The organism is Paracoccus sp. SSJ (assembly GCF_030234105.1).
Taxonomy (GTDB): domain Bacteria; phylum Pseudomonadota; class Alphaproteobacteria; order Rhodobacterales; family Rhodobacteraceae; genus Paracoccus; species Paracoccus denitrificans.
In genome coordinates, this window is the sequence record NZ_JASSPE010000006.1 from 121588 (window position 1) to 136162 (window position 14575).

Sequence of the window (14575 nt, forward strand, 5' to 3'; positions counted from 1 at the left end):
TATGCAGCATTGGCGCAGGGCGGGACGAATGTTAGCCTTGGCGCAACCGACAAGGATACGGACCGTCCGCATGGCGCTGACCCGTCGCTCGACCCTTGCGATCCTGGCCGCGCTGGCCGCCGGACCGGCGGTGGCGCGGCAGGAACTGCTGGATCTGGCCTATTCGGACAGCTCGCCCCGCAACCTGCTGGACATCCACCTCCCGCGGGGCGACGGGCCGTTTCCCTGGCTGCTCGACCTGCATGGCGGCGGATTCCGCGCCGGCGACAAGCGGCTGCTGCCGGTGCCGCCGCAGCTTGGCGAAAGCGGCATCGCCGTGGTGCGGATGAATTACCGGCTGTCGAATCAGGCACGCTGGCCCGCGCAGGAGCAGGACGTTCTGGCCGCCGCGGCCTTTCTGAACCGCCACGGGCCGGATCTGGGCCTGGCGCCGGGCCGGATGGCCCTTGGCGGTCGTTCGGCCGGGGCGTTCATGGCTGTATCCGCGGCACTGACGCTGGTGCAGGACGGCAGGCCGCCGCGAGCGGTGGTCGATTTCTATGGGCCGATGGATTTCGGCAGCATGGATGCGGATATGGCGCGCATGGACGGCAAGCCGACGCGGCTGCCGGCCGATTCGCCGAAAAGCGCCGAATCGCTGCTGGTCGGCTATGCCGTGGGCCAACGCCGCGCCGAGGCGACGGCGCTGTCGCCCGTGGGCCGGCTGCGCGCCATGCGCCCCGGCACCGCCCTGCCGCCGCTGTTGATCCGGCATGGCGCGCGCGACCGCATCGTGCCCCCGGGACAGGCGCGCCGCCTGCGCGAGGCCTGGCAGGAGATCGACCCCGAGGCGCCGGTGGATTTTGCCCTGCTGCCGGATGAAGGTCATGGCAGCGCCGGCTTTGCCAGCACAAGGATGCGGGGGCAACTCGCCGCCTTCCTGGCGCGGCATCTGGCGGGATAGGCGGCGCTGCCGGCAAGCTTGCGCTGCATCGCGGCGCTCGCAAATCCGTTACGACAGATTATTACAATTTCTGCATCTGTAATATTGCAATGTTGCGCAAGCGATCTTACAACCGGCTCAGCAACCCGCGCTGATTCTGCGCTGCGGCGGAAACCCCGGGCGCAAGAAACGCGGCAAGAGAGGAATGTGACATGGCCCTGGATCAACCGACCCCGATCGCGCCCTATGACGCGCCGGAAAAGGATCTCTACGAGATCGGCGAGATGCCGCCTCTGGGCTATGTGCCCCAGCAGATGTACGCTTGGGCCATCCGCCGCGAACGCCATGGCGAGCCGGACAAGGCCATGCAGGTCGAGGTGGTCGAGACGCCGCCGATCGACAGCAACGAGGTGCTGGTCCTGGTGATGGCGGCGGGCGTCAACTACAACGGCATCTGGGCGGGCCTGGGCGTGCCGATCAGCCCCTTCGACGGCCACGGTGCGCCCTATCACATCGCCGGCTCGGACGCCTCGGGCATCGTCTGGGCGGTGGGCGACAAGGTCAAGAACTGGAAGGTCGGCGACGAGGTCGTCATCCATTGCAACCAGGACGACGGCAACGACGAGGAATGCAACGGCGGCGACCCGATGTATTCGCCCAGCCAGCGCATCTGGGGCTATGAGACGCCGGACGGCAGCTTTGCCCAGTTCACCCGCGTGCAGGCCCAGCAGCTGATGAAGCGCCCGCGCCACCTGACCTGGGAGGAATCGGCCTGCTACACGCTGACATTGGCCACCGCCTACCGGATGCTGTTCGGACACGAGCCGCATGAGCTGAAGCCGGGCATGAACGTGCTGGTCTGGGGCGCCTCGGGCGGGCTGGGCAGCTTTGCGATCCAGCTGATCAACGCGGCGGGCGCCAATGCCATCGGCGTCATCAGCGACGAGGACAAGCGCGAATTCGTCATGAGCCTGGGCGCCAAGGGCGTGATCAACCGCAAGGACTTCAAGTGCTGGGGGCAATTGCCCAGGGTGAACACCCCCGAATACAAGGAGTGGTTCACCGAGGCGCGCAAGTTCGGCAAGGCGATCTGGGACATCACCGGCAAGGGCGTGAATGTCGACATCGTCTTCGAGCACCCGGGCGAGGCCACCTTCCCCGTCTCGACGCTGGTCTGCAAGAAGGGCGGCATGGTGGTGATCTGCGCCGGCACCTCGGGCTTCAACTGCACCTTCGACGTGCGCTACATGTGGATGCACCAGAAGCGCCTGCAAGGCAGCCATTTCGCACATCTGAAACAGGCCAGCGCCGCCAACAAGCTGATGCTGGAACGCCGCATCGACCCCTGCATGTCCGAGGTCTTTCCCTGGGCCGAAATCCCGCAGGCGCATCTGAAGATGCTGCGCAACGAACACAAGCCCGGCAACATGGCGGTGCTGGTCCAGGCGCCGGTCACGGGCCTGCGCACCTTCGAGGACGCGCTGGAGGCGGGGCGCCGCTGACCCCGGCCCCGGCGCATGCGGACCGCCCGGCGCGAGGAGGCGCCGGGCGGTCTTTTTTGTCGCAGCACCGCCCGCTGCCTTGGGATCGGGCAGAAAAAGATCGCACTATCCGCTGATTTTCATGGATTTTCGCGGCCTTGGCCCCGACATTCCGCCAAAAACTGCGGCATTTTGCCCAAATATTGCTCTTTGCCCATTCAAACTGCCTGAACCTTGGGCTAAGGAGCCGTCCGACCCCAAGGGAAGGATTCCGCGACATGCCGCAGATCGATGACAAACTTGCCCCCATCTATGAGGAGGTGGTCCGCCGCAACGCAGGCGAGCCCGAGTTCCATCAGGCCGTGCGCGAGGTGCTGGAAAGCCTTGGCCGCGTCGTCGCCAAGCGCCCGGACTACCTTGAGGACGCGCTGATCGAACGCATCTGCGAACCCGAGCGCCAGATCATCTTCCGCGTGCCGTGGACCGACGACAAGGGCCGCGTGCAGATCAACCGCGGCTTCCGGGTGCAGTTCTCTTCGGCCATGGGCCCCTACAAGGGCGGGCTGCGCTTCCACCCGTCGGTGAACGTGGGCATCATCAAGTTCCTCGGCTTCGAGCAGATCTTCAAGAACGCGCTGACCGGCCTGCCCATCGGCGGCGGCAAGGGCGGCTCGGACTTCGATCCCAAGGGGCGCTCGGACGGCGAGATCATGCGCTTTTGCCAAAGCTTCATGACCGAGCTCTACCGTCACCTGGGCGAATATACCGACGTGCCCGCGGGCGACATCGGCGTCGGCGCGCGCGAGATCGGCTACATGTTCGGCCAATACAAGCGCCTGACCAACCGCTACGAGGCGGGCGTGCTGACCGGCAAGGGGCTGTTCTACGGCGGCTCGCTGGCCCGCAAGGAGGCCACCGGCTACGGCAACACCTATTTCACCCAGGCCATGCTCAAGACCGGCGGCACCGATTTCGACGGCAAGACGGTCGTGGTCTCGGGCTCGGGCAACGTCGCCATCTACACCATCGAGAAGGTGCAGGAATTCGGCGGCAAGGTCATCGCCTGCTCGGACAGCTCGGGCTATATCGTGGACGAGGCCGGCATCGACCTGGCGCTGGTCAAGGAAATCAAGGAAGTGCGCCGCGGCCGCATTTCGCAATATGTCCGCATGAAGGGCGAAGGCAACGGCGCCTATTTCGTCAAATCGGGCGAGGGCTCGATCTGGGACGTGGCCTGCGAGGTCGCCATGCCCTCGGCCACGCAGAACGAGCTGACCGGCAAGGATGCCGCGAAACTGGTCAAGAACGGCGTCACGGCGGTCGGCGAGGGCGCGAACATGCCCTGCACCCCCGAGGCGATTCGCGCCTTCCAGCAGGCCGGCGTCAAGTTCGGCCCCGGCAAGGCGGCAAATGCGGGCGGCGTCGCCACCTCGGCGCTGGAGATGCAGCAGAACGCCTCGCGCGACCGCTGGAGCTTCGAAAAGACCGAGGCCAAGCTGGCCGAGATCATGCGCGACATCCATGACAGCTGCTACAGCACGGCCGAGGAATTCGGCGCTCCGGGCGACTATGTCATCGGCGCCAACATCGCCGGCTTCATCCGCGTGGCCGAACCGATGCGCGCCTTCGGCGTGATCTGATGCCGCAGCAGGCGGGCCGGACCGCGGCCCGCCTTGCCAGCCCGGATGCGGACCGCTAATCGGCAGGCATGCCGCCGCATCCAGGGCCCGCTCATGCTGATCTTTCTCCAACCCCGCATCGTGCTTCTGTCGGTGCCCAAGACCGGGACCACGGCGCTGGAGCAGGCTCTGGCGCCCAGGGCCGAGATCGTCTTTCGCACCCGGCCCGAGATCAAGCACCTGAACCTGCGGCAATATCAGAACCGCATCCGGCCGCTGCTCGCCCCGCTGGGCGGGCCCGAATTCGAAACGGTAGCGGTGATCCGCGAGCCGCTGGACTGGCTGCGCAGCTGGTATCGCTTCCGGGCCCGCGACGAGCTGATCGGCCATCCGAACAGCACCGCCCGGGTCAGCTTCGCGCGTTTCGTGGATGACTACCTGCACCCCGGCGACCGCCCGGCCTATGCCCGGCTGGGCCGGCAATCCGAGTTCCTGGCCGGCCATGACGGCAAGATCGCCGTCGATCACCTCTTCCGCTACGAGGCGATGCCGGCATTGATCGACTTCCTGTCGCAACGGCTGGGAACCGCGATCAGGCTGCAGCGCAGCAACGTCTCGCCGCCCGCCGCGACGGACCTGCCGCCAGAGGCCGAGGCGCGGCTGCGCGACGCGCTGGCCACCGATCAGGCGATCTGGCAGGCCGCGCGTCAGGCGCCGTAAAGCGCCCTCGCCCGGTCCTCGAAGGCGCGGACGATGCGCATCATCGCCTCGCCGAAGACCACGCCGATCACCTTGCCCAGGATGGCGTTGCGAAATTCGAAATCGACGAAGAAATCGACCTTGCAGCCGCCCTCCGGCAGGTCGGCGAAACTCCAGCCGCTGCGCAGATACTTGAAGGGACCGTCCAGATATTCGGTATCGATGCGCTTCGTCTCGGGCCACAGCGTCACGCGCGAGCCAAAGCGTTCGCGAAAGACCTTGAAGCTAATGACCAGATCGGCCTCGACCACCTCGCTGCCCGTGGCGCCCGGCCGGCGCGAGCGGATGCGGGCGGCGGTGTTCCAGGGCAGGAACTCGGGGTATCTTTCGATATCGGCCACCAGCGCATACATCTGGTCGGCGGTATAGGGCAGGATTCGGCTGTCGCTGTGCTGAGGCAAGAGGTCGTCGTCCCGGGGCGTGTTCGGTTTCGGGGCAGCACTAGCAAAGGAACGGGCGCATGAACAACCTCATCTGGCTGATCCGGGCCTCTCGCTGGGCGCGCAACCCGCCAAGCGCCAGGATGGTCAAGCTGGTGCTCGGCATCATCGCGCTGGGGCTGCTGCTCGCCGGGCTCGAACATTTCGGCCTCTGGCCCGACTGGGCCACGACCGAACGCCCGCAAGGCCTGCGGCTGCAACGCCCCTGAACCGCGACGGGCCGGCGAATCGTTCCGGGCGCCGCCCCACCCATTCACCGTTTCCCAAATACTCCCGCGCCCGCAACCGCTCGCGCCGGCCGGTCCGATTCGGGCACCCCCGCGCTTCTTCGTTCTGCAAATACTCATGCGACCGCGCCACACGCGCCACCGTAGCCGCCCTACATCCCCGCGGCCCCGAACGTGTCGCATTGCCCCATCTGCCCCGAGGCGAAGCCGCGCTTGAACCAGGTCTGGCGCTCGGTGGCCGAGCCATGGGTAAAGGCGTCGGGCACCACCGCCCGGCCGGCGCTTTCCATCAGCGTGTCGTCGCCCACCGCAGCAGCCGCGTTGATCGCCTCGTCGATATCGCCCTCCTCGATGCTGCCGAACTGCTCGCTCGCCTGCCTTGCCCAGATCCCGGCATAGCAATCCGCCTGCAATTCGGTCAGCACCGACAGCCGGTTCGAATCGCGCTGGCTGACGCGGGCGCGCAGCCCGTTCACCTCGGAAAGCGTGCCCAGCAGGTTCTGCACATGATGCCCGACCTCATGGGCAATGACATAAGCATAGGCGAAATCGCCCCCTGCCCCCATCTTGCCGGCCATGGTGCGGAAGAAATCCGTGTCCAGGTAGATCTTGCGGTCGTTCGGACAATAGAACGGCCCCATCGCCGCCGAAGCACCGCCGCAGGCCGATTGCACCGCGCCCGAGAACAGCACCAGCCCCGGATCCTGATAGCGCGTCCCGGCCTGGCCGGGCAGCACGCCGGCCCAGACCTCCTCGGTATCGGCCAGCACGACCGAAACGAACTGGCCGATCTCCTGCTCTTCCTGCGTAAGCGCCCGCGGTTCTCCCTGCCGGCCGCCATCGTCGATGGCGCCGACGATGGGCGAGATGTCGATGCCGAAGAAATAACCCACCGCCAGAACCACCAGCACGCCGACGACACCCATGCCGCCCGCGCCGGCCGCCCGGCCCATGCCGCGCCGGTCCTCGACATTCCGGCTGCCCCGTCTGCCCCGCCACTCCATCCGCCACCCCCTCCGCCATGATCCGGCCTTTCACGCCAAGGTTACCGCAACCCCGGCAGGGCGCAACACCTGCGCAGGGTTGACAGTTCCGGCCCCAGCCCGCAGCACGTCGCGAAACGAAAGGGGCGGACATGTTCGACTGGGTGGTTTCGACGATCGAGAGCTGGGGCTATCTGGGCGTGCTGATGCTCATGGTGGCCGAGAACGTCTTTCCCCCCATCCCCTCCGAGGTGATCATGCCGCTGGCCGGCTTTCTTGCCGGCAGCGGGCGGCTGTCGCTGACCCTGACCATCGTCGTGGGCACCATCGGCTCGGTGCTGGGCACGCTGATGTGGTATTACATCGGCCTGTGGTTCGGCGAGGAGCGGCTGAAGCGTTTCGCCGCCCGGCATGGCCGGCTGCTCACGCTTTCGCCCTCGGACATCGACGCGGCGCATGAATGGTTCCAGCGCCACGGTGCCATGGCGGTGTTCTTCGGCCGCATGATTCCGGCCATTCGCACGCTGATCTCGGTTCCCGCCGGGCTCGCCCGCATGCCGATGTGGAAGTTCCTGCTTTACACGGTGATCGGCAGCGCGCTCTGGACCGGGGTGCTGACCTTTGCCGGGCTGATGCTGCATGAAAACTATGCGCTGGTCGCGGATTACGTCGATCCGCTGTCCAAGCTGGTGGTGATTGCGGTGGTGGCGATCTATCTCTACCGCGTCGTCACCTGGAAGCCGCATTGAGTTCACGCGATTGGCACTTGCCCGCCGCCATGCGCGGTCCTAACCGGAAGCCATGAACGGATTTTCGAGCAAGCATATCGCCGTGACCGCCGGCGCGGGTTCCGCCGCGCTGCTGGTCGCCGCGCTGACCTTCCAGAGCCTCGGCTATGCGCCCTGCGAGCTCTGCATCCTGCAACGCTGGCCGCATCTCGTGGCCGCGATCATCGGCGGGCTGATCTGGTTTTTCGGCTGGAAGCGCTGGCTGGCGGCGCTGGGGCTGATCGCCGCGCTTTGCGCCACCGGCCTTGCCATCTATCACGCCGGGGTCGAGTTGAAGCTGTGGCTGGGGCCGCAGCATTGCTCGGGCGGGGTCTCGGGGCTTGCCACCATGTCCACGCAGGACCTGATGGCGGCGCTGGAAAAGGCGCCGGTCGTGCGCTGCGACGAGGTGGCCTGGAGCCTGTTCGGCATTTCCATGGCGGGCTGGAACGCGATCCTCTCTGCCGGGCTCTCGGCGCTGTGGCTGGCCTCGGTCCGCGGCCGCAGGCGCGAGGCCGGTCTGGCCTGAGGCCGGATTTCCCGCCACGCACCGGCCCGTCAAGATTGCACCCAAGGCGGGTATGGGATAGACCCATGCCCAACAAGATCTTGAGGTTTCCCCCGTGGCTGACATCCCTGAAAACGACGACGATACCCCCGAGAACGGCGGATCGGAGCGCGCCGTGATGCATCACGACGGCCCGGTGATCGACATCGCGCACGAGATGCGCTCGTCCTATCTGGACTATGCCATGTCGGTCATCGTCAGCCGGGCGATTCCCGACCTGCGCGACGGGCTGAAGCCGGTGCATCGCCGCGTGCTCTTCGCCATGCACGAAACCGGCAACACGCATGACAAGCCCTATCGCAAGTCGGCCCGCCCGGTCGGCGACACCATGGGTAAGTATCACCCGCATGGCGACGCCTCGATCTACGACGCGCTGGTGCGGATGGCGCAGGATTTTTCCATGTCCCTGCCGCTTCTGGACGGCCAGGGCAACTTCGGCAGCATGGACGGCGACAGCCCGGCGGCCATGCGCTATACCGAGGTGCGGATGGACAAGCCCTCGGCCTATCTGCTGATGGACATCGACAAGGACACCGTCGAATTCCAGGACAACTACGACGGCAAGGACCGCGAGCCGACCGTATTGCCGGCACGCTTCCCGAACATGCTGGTCAACGGCGCCGGCGGCATCGCCGTCGGCATGGCGACCAACATCCCGCCGCACAACCTGGGCGAGGTGGTGGACGCCACGCTGGCGCTGATCGAGGACCCGGACCTGCCGACCGAACGGCTGCTGGAGATCGTGCCCGGCCCGGATTTCCCCACCGGCGGCATCATCCTGGGCCGCTCGGGGGCGCGCAAGGCCTACCTGGAAGGGCGCGGCAGCATCATCGTGCGGGCCAAGACCCGGATCGAGGAGACCCGCGCCGGCCGCCAGGCCATCATCCTGGACGAGATCCCCTTTCAGGTGAACAAGGCCAGCCTGATAGAGAAGATCGCGGAACTGGCCAAGGAAAAGCGCATCGAGGGCATCGCCCATGTGCAGGACGAATCCGACCGCGTTGGCGTGCGGGTGGTGATCGAGCTGAAACGCGACGCCACCGCCGAGGTGGTGCTGAACCAGCTGTTCCGCTTTACCCCCATGCAGACCAGCTTCGGCGCCAACATGCTGGCGCTGAACGGCGGCCGGCCCGAGCAGCTGACGCTGCGCGACTTCCTGACCCATTTCCTGACCTTCCGCGAGGAAGTCGTCGCCCGCCGCACCGCTTACGAATTGCGCAAGGCGCGTGAGCGCGCGCATGTGCTGTGCGGCCTCGCCGTGGCGGTCTCGAATGTCGACGAGGTAGTGGCGACCATCCGCTCCTCGGCAGACGCCGCCGAGGCGCGTGAGCGGCTGATGACCCGGCGCTGGCCGGCGCATGAGATCGTGGAATATCTGAAGCTGATCGACGATCCGCTGCATCCGGTGAACGAGGACGGCACCTACAACCTGTCCGAGACCCAGGCCCGCGCCATCCTGGAACTGCGCCTGCAGCGCCTGACCCAGCTGGGCGTGCAGGAGGTCACCGACGAGCTGAAATCGCTGGCCGAGGCGATCCGGGAATTCCTGGCGATCCTTGCCTCGCGCGAGCGGATCATGGGCATCATCTCGGACGAACTGCGCGAGGTGAAGAACCTGTTCGCCGTGCCGCGCCGGACCGAAATCACAGACTGGGCCGGCGACCTGGACGACGAGGACCTGATCGAGCGCGAGGACATGGTCGTCACCATCACCTCGGGCGGCTATATCAAGCGCACGGCGCTGGCCGAGTTCCGCGCCCAGCGGCGCGGCGGCAAGGGCCTGTCGGGCATGGCCACGAAAGAGGACGACGTGGTCACCACCCTGTTCGTCGCCAATACCCATACGGAACTGCTGTTCTTCACCACCGACGGCATGGTCTACCGGCTCAAGACCTGGCGGCTGCCGCTGGGCGGGCGCACCGCCAAGGGCAAGGCCATCGTCAACATCCTGCCGATCGGGTCGGGCGTTTCCATCGCCGCACTGATGCCGGTCGATGCGCCGCAAAGCGAGTGGGACGGCTACCAGGTGATCTTCTCGACCTCGGAGGGCGACGTGCGCCGCAACGCGCTGTCCGATTTCGCCAATGTCATGCGTAACGGCAAGATCGCCATGAAGCTGCCCGAAGGGGTCGAACTGATCGGCGCGCGCATGGCGACCGAAAGCGACGACGTGATGCTGTTCACCGCCGCCGGCCGTGCGATCCGCTTCCAGACCACCGATGTGCGGGTGTTCAAGGGTCGCGATTCGACCGGCGTGCGCGGCATCCGCCTGGCATCCGGCGACCGCGTGGTCAGCATGTCGATCATCCGGCATTTCGAGGCCGATGCCGGCGAGCGCGCCGCCTATCTGAAGATGCGCCGCGCCGTCGAGGGCGCACTGGACGACGGCGCCGAGGCAGACGAGGACGAAGACAACGTCGTCGAGGCCGCGATCAGCCAGGAGCGCTATGCCGAGATGTCGGCGGCCGAGGATCTGATCCTGACCATCACCGCGCGCGGTGCGGGCAAGATCAGCTCGTCGCACGACTATCCGGTGCGCGGCCGCGGCGGCCAGGGCGTCATGGCCATGGACAAGGCGATGCGCGGCGGGCCGCTGGTCGCCAGCTTCCCGGTGGACCGCGACGACCAGATCATGCTGGCCACCTCGACCGGCCAGTCGATCCGGGTGCCGGTCGACGGCATCAGCTTCCGCTCGCGTTCCGCCGGCGGCGTGCGCGTCTTCAACACGGCGCCGGGCGAAGAGGTGGTTTCTGTTGCCCGCATCGCCGAGAATGGCGAGGATGAGGCCGAAGCCTGAGCCGGGACCGGGGTGCGCATGACGCACCCCGCCGCCCGCACGGGCAGCAGCATGAGGGTACGCGATTGGACGGGCGGGACTCGCATCTGAGCGAGCGGTTGCAGACCGGCTTTCTGGGCGTGATCGCCTTTGGCCTGATCCTGTTCCTGCTGGTACAGGCGCGCTTCATCCTGATCTGCCTGGTGCTGGCCATCATCATCTTCTCGCTGACCAGCGACGCGATTTCGGCCTTTGCCCGGCTGAAGGTGCCGAACTGGCTGGCGACGACGCTGGCGCTGATCGCCATCGCAGTCGGCCTGCTTTGGGCCGCGACGGCGTTGGTGGCGCAGGTGAACGAGGTGGTCTCGACCTCGATCGCCTATGCCGACCGGGCGCAGGCGGCCTTGGCGCGGCTCAGCCAACGCTGGGGGCCGAACGTGCAGGAGGCGATCGGCACCTTCATGGCCAGCATAGATTTCGCCGGCTGGATACGCTCGGCGGCGGCGCAGGCGTCGAACCTGATCTCGGGCTCGGTGCTGATCCTGACCTTCGTCGGTTTCATGTTCAGCGAACGGATCTGGTTCCCGATCAAGATCGAGCGCCTGACCGGCGACCCGGACCAGGCCCGGCAGGTGCTGGAGACGGTCCACAAGATCATGCGCCGGGTGAACCGCTATCTGGTGGTCAAGGCGGCGATCAGCGCGGTCACGGCGGGGCTGATCTGGACGATTTTTCGGGTGCAGGGGCTGGAACTGGCCGGGGCGGTGGCCATGCTGACCTTCATCCTGAACTTCATCCCGACGCTGGGCTCGATCGCGGCCACGGTCATCACCATCGCCATGGTGCTGGCGCAGACCGGCGATCCGACGGTGACGCTGACCGTGGGCGGGCTGACCGTGGCAGTGCAGTTCATCATCGGCAATGTGTTCGACCCGATGCTGCTGGGCCAGACGCTGCGGCTGTCCTCGTTCGGGATCGTGCTGTCGCTGGCGTTCTGGGGCGTGGTCTGGGGCATCGCCGGCACGTTCCTGGCCGTGCCGATCATGGTGGCGATCATGATCGTCTGCGCCCAGATCCCCTGGCTGCGCCCGGTCGCGATCATGCTGTCGCAAGAGGGCCTGCCCGAGCAGGAGCCGGCCAGCGGCCTGCGCCGCTAGCCTTCGCCCGGCCTTTCGCAAAAGCGGATCCTGTTGCCGAACGGGTCGATCACCTCGACCTGCATGCCCCAGGGCAGCTCTTCAAGGCCCGGCCGATTGAAGGCGTAGCGCCGCGCGCTCAGCTCGGCATGGAAGGCCGCAACACCCCGCATCGGCACGAAGACCGTGGCGCCCGGGCAGGCATCGCCGTGATGCTCGGACAGGTGCAACCTTAGCCCGGCGCGCTCGACTTCGAAGTAAAGCGGCAGGCCGGGTGCGAAACGGTGCTGGAACGTGACCGAGAAGCCCAGGAAGCCGCAGTAGAATTCCCGCGCCTTGCCCTCGTCGAAGCTGCGCAGGACGGGGATGGCGGCCAGGAAGCGCGGTTCCTCGGGTGAGGTCATGCGCGGCCTCCGTCGTCGTCCTGCATGCCGGAGGGACCGAATTCGCCGCTGTCATGCGCCTCGGCCTCCTGCGGCGTGGTCTTGCGCGGATCAGCTGCCGCGGCGGGCGCGGGTTTCGGCGCCGGCGCGGGCCCCTCGGCCTCGCCATGCAGGAAGATGTCGCGCGAGGGGCGGGTGCTGCCCGGCAGGACGATGCCGGCCGCCGCAAAGCGTTCGAGGATCTGGTGGTTGATCTCGGACGAAACCCCGGACCCGCCGTTGATGTCCGACAGCACGGCGCGCAGTTCGAAGTTCAGCCCGTCGGCGGTGATGCTGCGCAACAGCACGGCGGGCGCCGGGTTGATCAGCACCGTGGGCTGATCCTCGGCGATCTCGCGCAGCAGCTCGGCGACATTGCGGCTGTCCGAACCATGCGAGACGGTGACCGGCACGATGATCCGGCCCGACAGGCTGCCGCGCGTCCAGTTCGTGACCGGCTGGGTGATCAGGTTCGAGTTCGGCACGATCACCTGGGTGCGGTCGAAGGTCTGGATCTGCGTGGCGCGCACCGCCATCTTCTTGACGACGCCCTGCTGGCCGCCGACCTCGATCCAATCGCCGACGGCGATGGGACGCTCGACCAGCAGGATGATGCCCGAGACGAAGTTCGACACCACCTGCTGCATGCCGAAACCGATGCCGACGGAAAGCGCACCGGCGACGAAGGCCAGCGAGGTCAGGTCGATCCCGGCCGAGGTGACGGCAAAGACCGCCGCCAGCGCCAGCCCGACATAACCGATCATCGAGGCGACCGCATTCTGCCCGCCCGAGTCCAGTTTCGTCTTGGGCAGGATCGAGCTGCGGAATGCGCCCTGCACGAAATTGGTCAGGAAATAGCCGGCGGCAAAGACGATCAGGAAAGTCAGCATCGCCATGGGCGACAGCCGCACGCCGCCGAAGGAAAAGCCCTGCTGCGCCTTGGTCCAGGCCTCGGCCAGGTCGCTGGCGCGCGCGCCCCAGATCAGCGCGAAAAGCGGCAGCGACAGCAGGATCAGCGCGAATCCGATCAGCACCGGCATCAGCGCATCCCGCGCCGACTGGTCGCCGCCCTTGGCCAGGGCGTAAAGATCGGCGATGAAATCCTGCAGGATGACCAGCAGCCCGACCAGCGCCAGCGTCAGCACCAGCGCCCAGAGCAGCGCATTGCCCGCCGTGACATAGCCCGCCGCCGCCAGCACCGGCGCGACAAGCGCCGCCAGCCGCCCCGTCATGGCCAGAAAGCTTACCACGCGGACGCGGTAATCGGGCGTATCAGCCGCTTCGGCGGGGCGCAGCCCGCGCAGCAGGTTGCACAGCCTAAACAGGCAGAAGGCCCCGAACAGGATCAGCAGGAAGTGCCAGACCCCGGCCGAAGCCTCGCTGAGGCGCTGGGGCACGGTGCCGCTGTCGTTCTGGCTGTTGAAGCCGGAAAGCGGCAGGATCGAGCGGGCGAAAAGCTGGTGCAGCGCCAACGCCGAAGCCAGCAGCGTGACGCGGAAACGTGCCTTGGCACGGCGCTCCTCGTCCATCGGCAGGGGCGGCTGGACGGCGGTATCGGCGGCCGGGAACAGCTGCCGCCCAAGCCAGATGCCGCCAAAGAAGGACAGCCCCGCCGCCGGCACCGAGCGCAGAAGCGGCAGGCCCCAGTCGTCGAGCAGGTCGGTCGAGGCCAGCGCCGCCGCGAACAGGATCACGCCGATCAGCGGGATGGCGATCTGGCCCAGCGAGACGCCGAAGATCAGCGCCGCGCGCGACCGCTCGCTGGCCCGCGCCGACAGCCGAGAGGGCAGCGAATCGATCCAGTGCCGGCCCCGCGACAGCAGGATCAGCGCCACCAGCAGGAAACCCCCGATCAGCGGCAGGCGCTGGGTAAAGCCGGACATGCCGCCGGTGCCGTCCCAGCGCGCCCGCGCCTCGGCATAGATCTGTCCGGCGACATGGCCCGCTTCGGCCATGGCCGGTCCCCAGTTCGCCGGGTTCAGCGGCGTGGGCGTCTTGCGGATCAGCGCAAAGGTCTGGCGGGCGCGCAGCGTCTGGTCGATCTGGGCGACGATGCCGTCGGCGCGGCCATAGGCTTCGACCGCCTGCAAGCCCGGTGCCTGCAACGTGGCAAGCTGCTCGTTCAGTTCCTTGCGGCGGGCGGCGATCTCCTCGGGCTCGGTCTGGCCCTCGGCAGGGGGTGTCCCCAGCGCGGCGATCTGGTCCTTGAGCGTGGCGATGCGGGTGGCGTTGATACCCTGCCCCGCCTTCAGCCGCTCGCGCCATTTCACCACCTCTTCGCGGATGGCCTGCAAGCGGACATCGTTGGCCGAGCCCGATGCCACGATCTGCTCGGCCTGCTCGGCCTGCTTGTCCCAGGCGGCAAGATCCGGCGCCTCCTGCTCTTGCTGGGCAAGGGCGGGCAGGTTCAGCGCCAGAAACAGCACCAGGATCAGCGATGCGAGCCGGGACAGCGCGGCGAGGCGGGGCATGGTT

At 67.1% G+C, this 14575-nt stretch carries 13 protein-coding genes; 9 read left to right on the forward strand and 4 right to left on the reverse strand.

From position 1 onward, the window contains the following. The first annotated feature begins 70 nt into the window (after positions 1 to 70). The 4 genes from QPR87_RS08570 to QPR87_RS08585 all read left to right on the forward strand — a co-directional run bounded on the left by QPR87_RS08570 (position 71) and on the right by QPR87_RS08585 (position 4742). Positions 71 to 943 (forward strand): alpha/beta hydrolase, encoded by an 873-nt coding sequence (locus QPR87_RS08570; RefSeq protein ID WP_285049149.1) that lies wholly within the window; start codon positions 71 to 73, stop codon positions 941 to 943. A gap of 191 nt (positions 944 to 1134) precedes the next feature. Next, entirely contained in the window at positions 1135 to 2424 is a 1290-nt protein-coding gene (gene ccrA / locus QPR87_RS08575) for a crotonyl-CoA carboxylase/reductase (RefSeq protein WP_285049150.1), read from the forward strand. A 257-nt stretch (positions 2425 to 2681) separates the two neighbouring features. Beyond that, complete coding sequence (gene gdhA, locus QPR87_RS08580) at positions 2682 to 4043, forward strand: NADP-specific glutamate dehydrogenase (protein WP_011750105.1); 1362 nt, start codon at positions 2682 to 2684, stop codon at positions 4041 to 4043. A gap of 93 nt (positions 4044 to 4136) precedes the next feature. Beyond that, a complete protein-coding gene (locus QPR87_RS08585; RefSeq protein WP_011750104.1) occupies positions 4137 to 4742 on the forward strand; it encodes a hypothetical protein in 606 nt (201 codons plus the stop codon). On the opposite strand, the gene QPR87_RS08590 is transcribed toward QPR87_RS08585, so the two are convergent. Then, positions 4730 to 5182: a type II toxin-antitoxin system RatA family toxin gene (locus QPR87_RS08590; protein WP_104490918.1), complete on the reverse strand. Its 453-nt coding sequence runs from the start codon at positions 5180 to 5182 to the stop codon at positions 4730 to 4732. The two genes, QPR87_RS08585 and QPR87_RS08590, sit on opposite strands and share 13 nt — an antisense overlap. A gap of 59 nt (positions 5183 to 5241) precedes the next feature. Between QPR87_RS08590 and QPR87_RS08595 the strand changes: the two genes are divergently transcribed. Continuing rightward, positions 5242 to 5430 carry a hypothetical protein gene (locus QPR87_RS08595; protein ID WP_011750102.1) on the forward strand — a complete coding sequence of 63 codons (189 nt, stop codon included), beginning with the start codon at positions 5242 to 5244 and terminating at the stop codon, positions 5428 to 5430. A 170-nt stretch (positions 5431 to 5600) separates the two neighbouring features. Here the strand turns inward: QPR87_RS08595 and ypfJ are convergent, their stop codons facing one another. Next, complete coding sequence (ypfJ, locus tag QPR87_RS08600) at positions 5601 to 6452, reverse strand: KPN_02809 family neutral zinc metallopeptidase (RefSeq protein ID WP_285049152.1); 852 nt, start codon at positions 6450 to 6452, stop codon at positions 5601 to 5603. A 131-nt stretch (positions 6453 to 6583) separates the two neighbouring features. Here ypfJ and QPR87_RS08605 point away from each other — a divergent pair, with 131 nt between their 5' ends. From QPR87_RS08605 to QPR87_RS08620, 4 genes are all read left to right on the forward strand, one after another. Next, complete coding sequence (locus QPR87_RS08605) at positions 6584 to 7180, forward strand: DedA family protein (RefSeq protein WP_104490916.1); 597 nt, start codon at positions 6584 to 6586, stop codon at positions 7178 to 7180. Positions 7181 to 7232: 52 nt separating this feature from the next. Beyond that, complete coding sequence (locus tag QPR87_RS08610; protein WP_011750099.1) at positions 7233 to 7727, forward strand: disulfide bond formation protein B; 495 nt, start codon at positions 7233 to 7235, stop codon at positions 7725 to 7727. A gap of 94 nt (positions 7728 to 7821) precedes the next feature. Continuing rightward, positions 7822 to 10563, forward strand: a complete 2742-nt coding sequence (gene gyrA / locus QPR87_RS08615; RefSeq protein ID WP_011750098.1) for a DNA gyrase subunit A — start codon at positions 7822 to 7824, stop codon at positions 10561 to 10563. Between the two features lie 65 nt (positions 10564 to 10628). Beyond that, positions 10629 to 11699, forward strand: a complete 1071-nt coding sequence (locus QPR87_RS08620) for an AI-2E family transporter (RefSeq protein ID WP_285049153.1) — start codon at positions 10629 to 10631, stop codon at positions 11697 to 11699. Here QPR87_RS08620 and QPR87_RS08625 read toward each other — a convergent pair. Both QPR87_RS08625 and QPR87_RS08630 read right to left on the reverse strand, forming a co-directional pair. After that, entirely contained in the window at positions 11696 to 12082 is a 387-nt protein-coding gene (locus QPR87_RS08625; RefSeq protein ID WP_230999737.1) for a glyoxalase superfamily protein, read from the reverse strand. The genes QPR87_RS08620 and QPR87_RS08625 overlap by 4 nt on opposite strands. Further along, positions 12079 to 14571: a DUF3772 domain-containing protein gene (locus QPR87_RS08630; RefSeq protein WP_285049157.1), complete on the reverse strand. Its 2493-nt coding sequence runs from the start codon at positions 14569 to 14571 to the stop codon at positions 12079 to 12081. Before QPR87_RS08630 ends, QPR87_RS08625 begins: the two co-directional genes overlap by 4 nt. Positions 14572 to 14575: the final 4 nt, after the last annotated feature.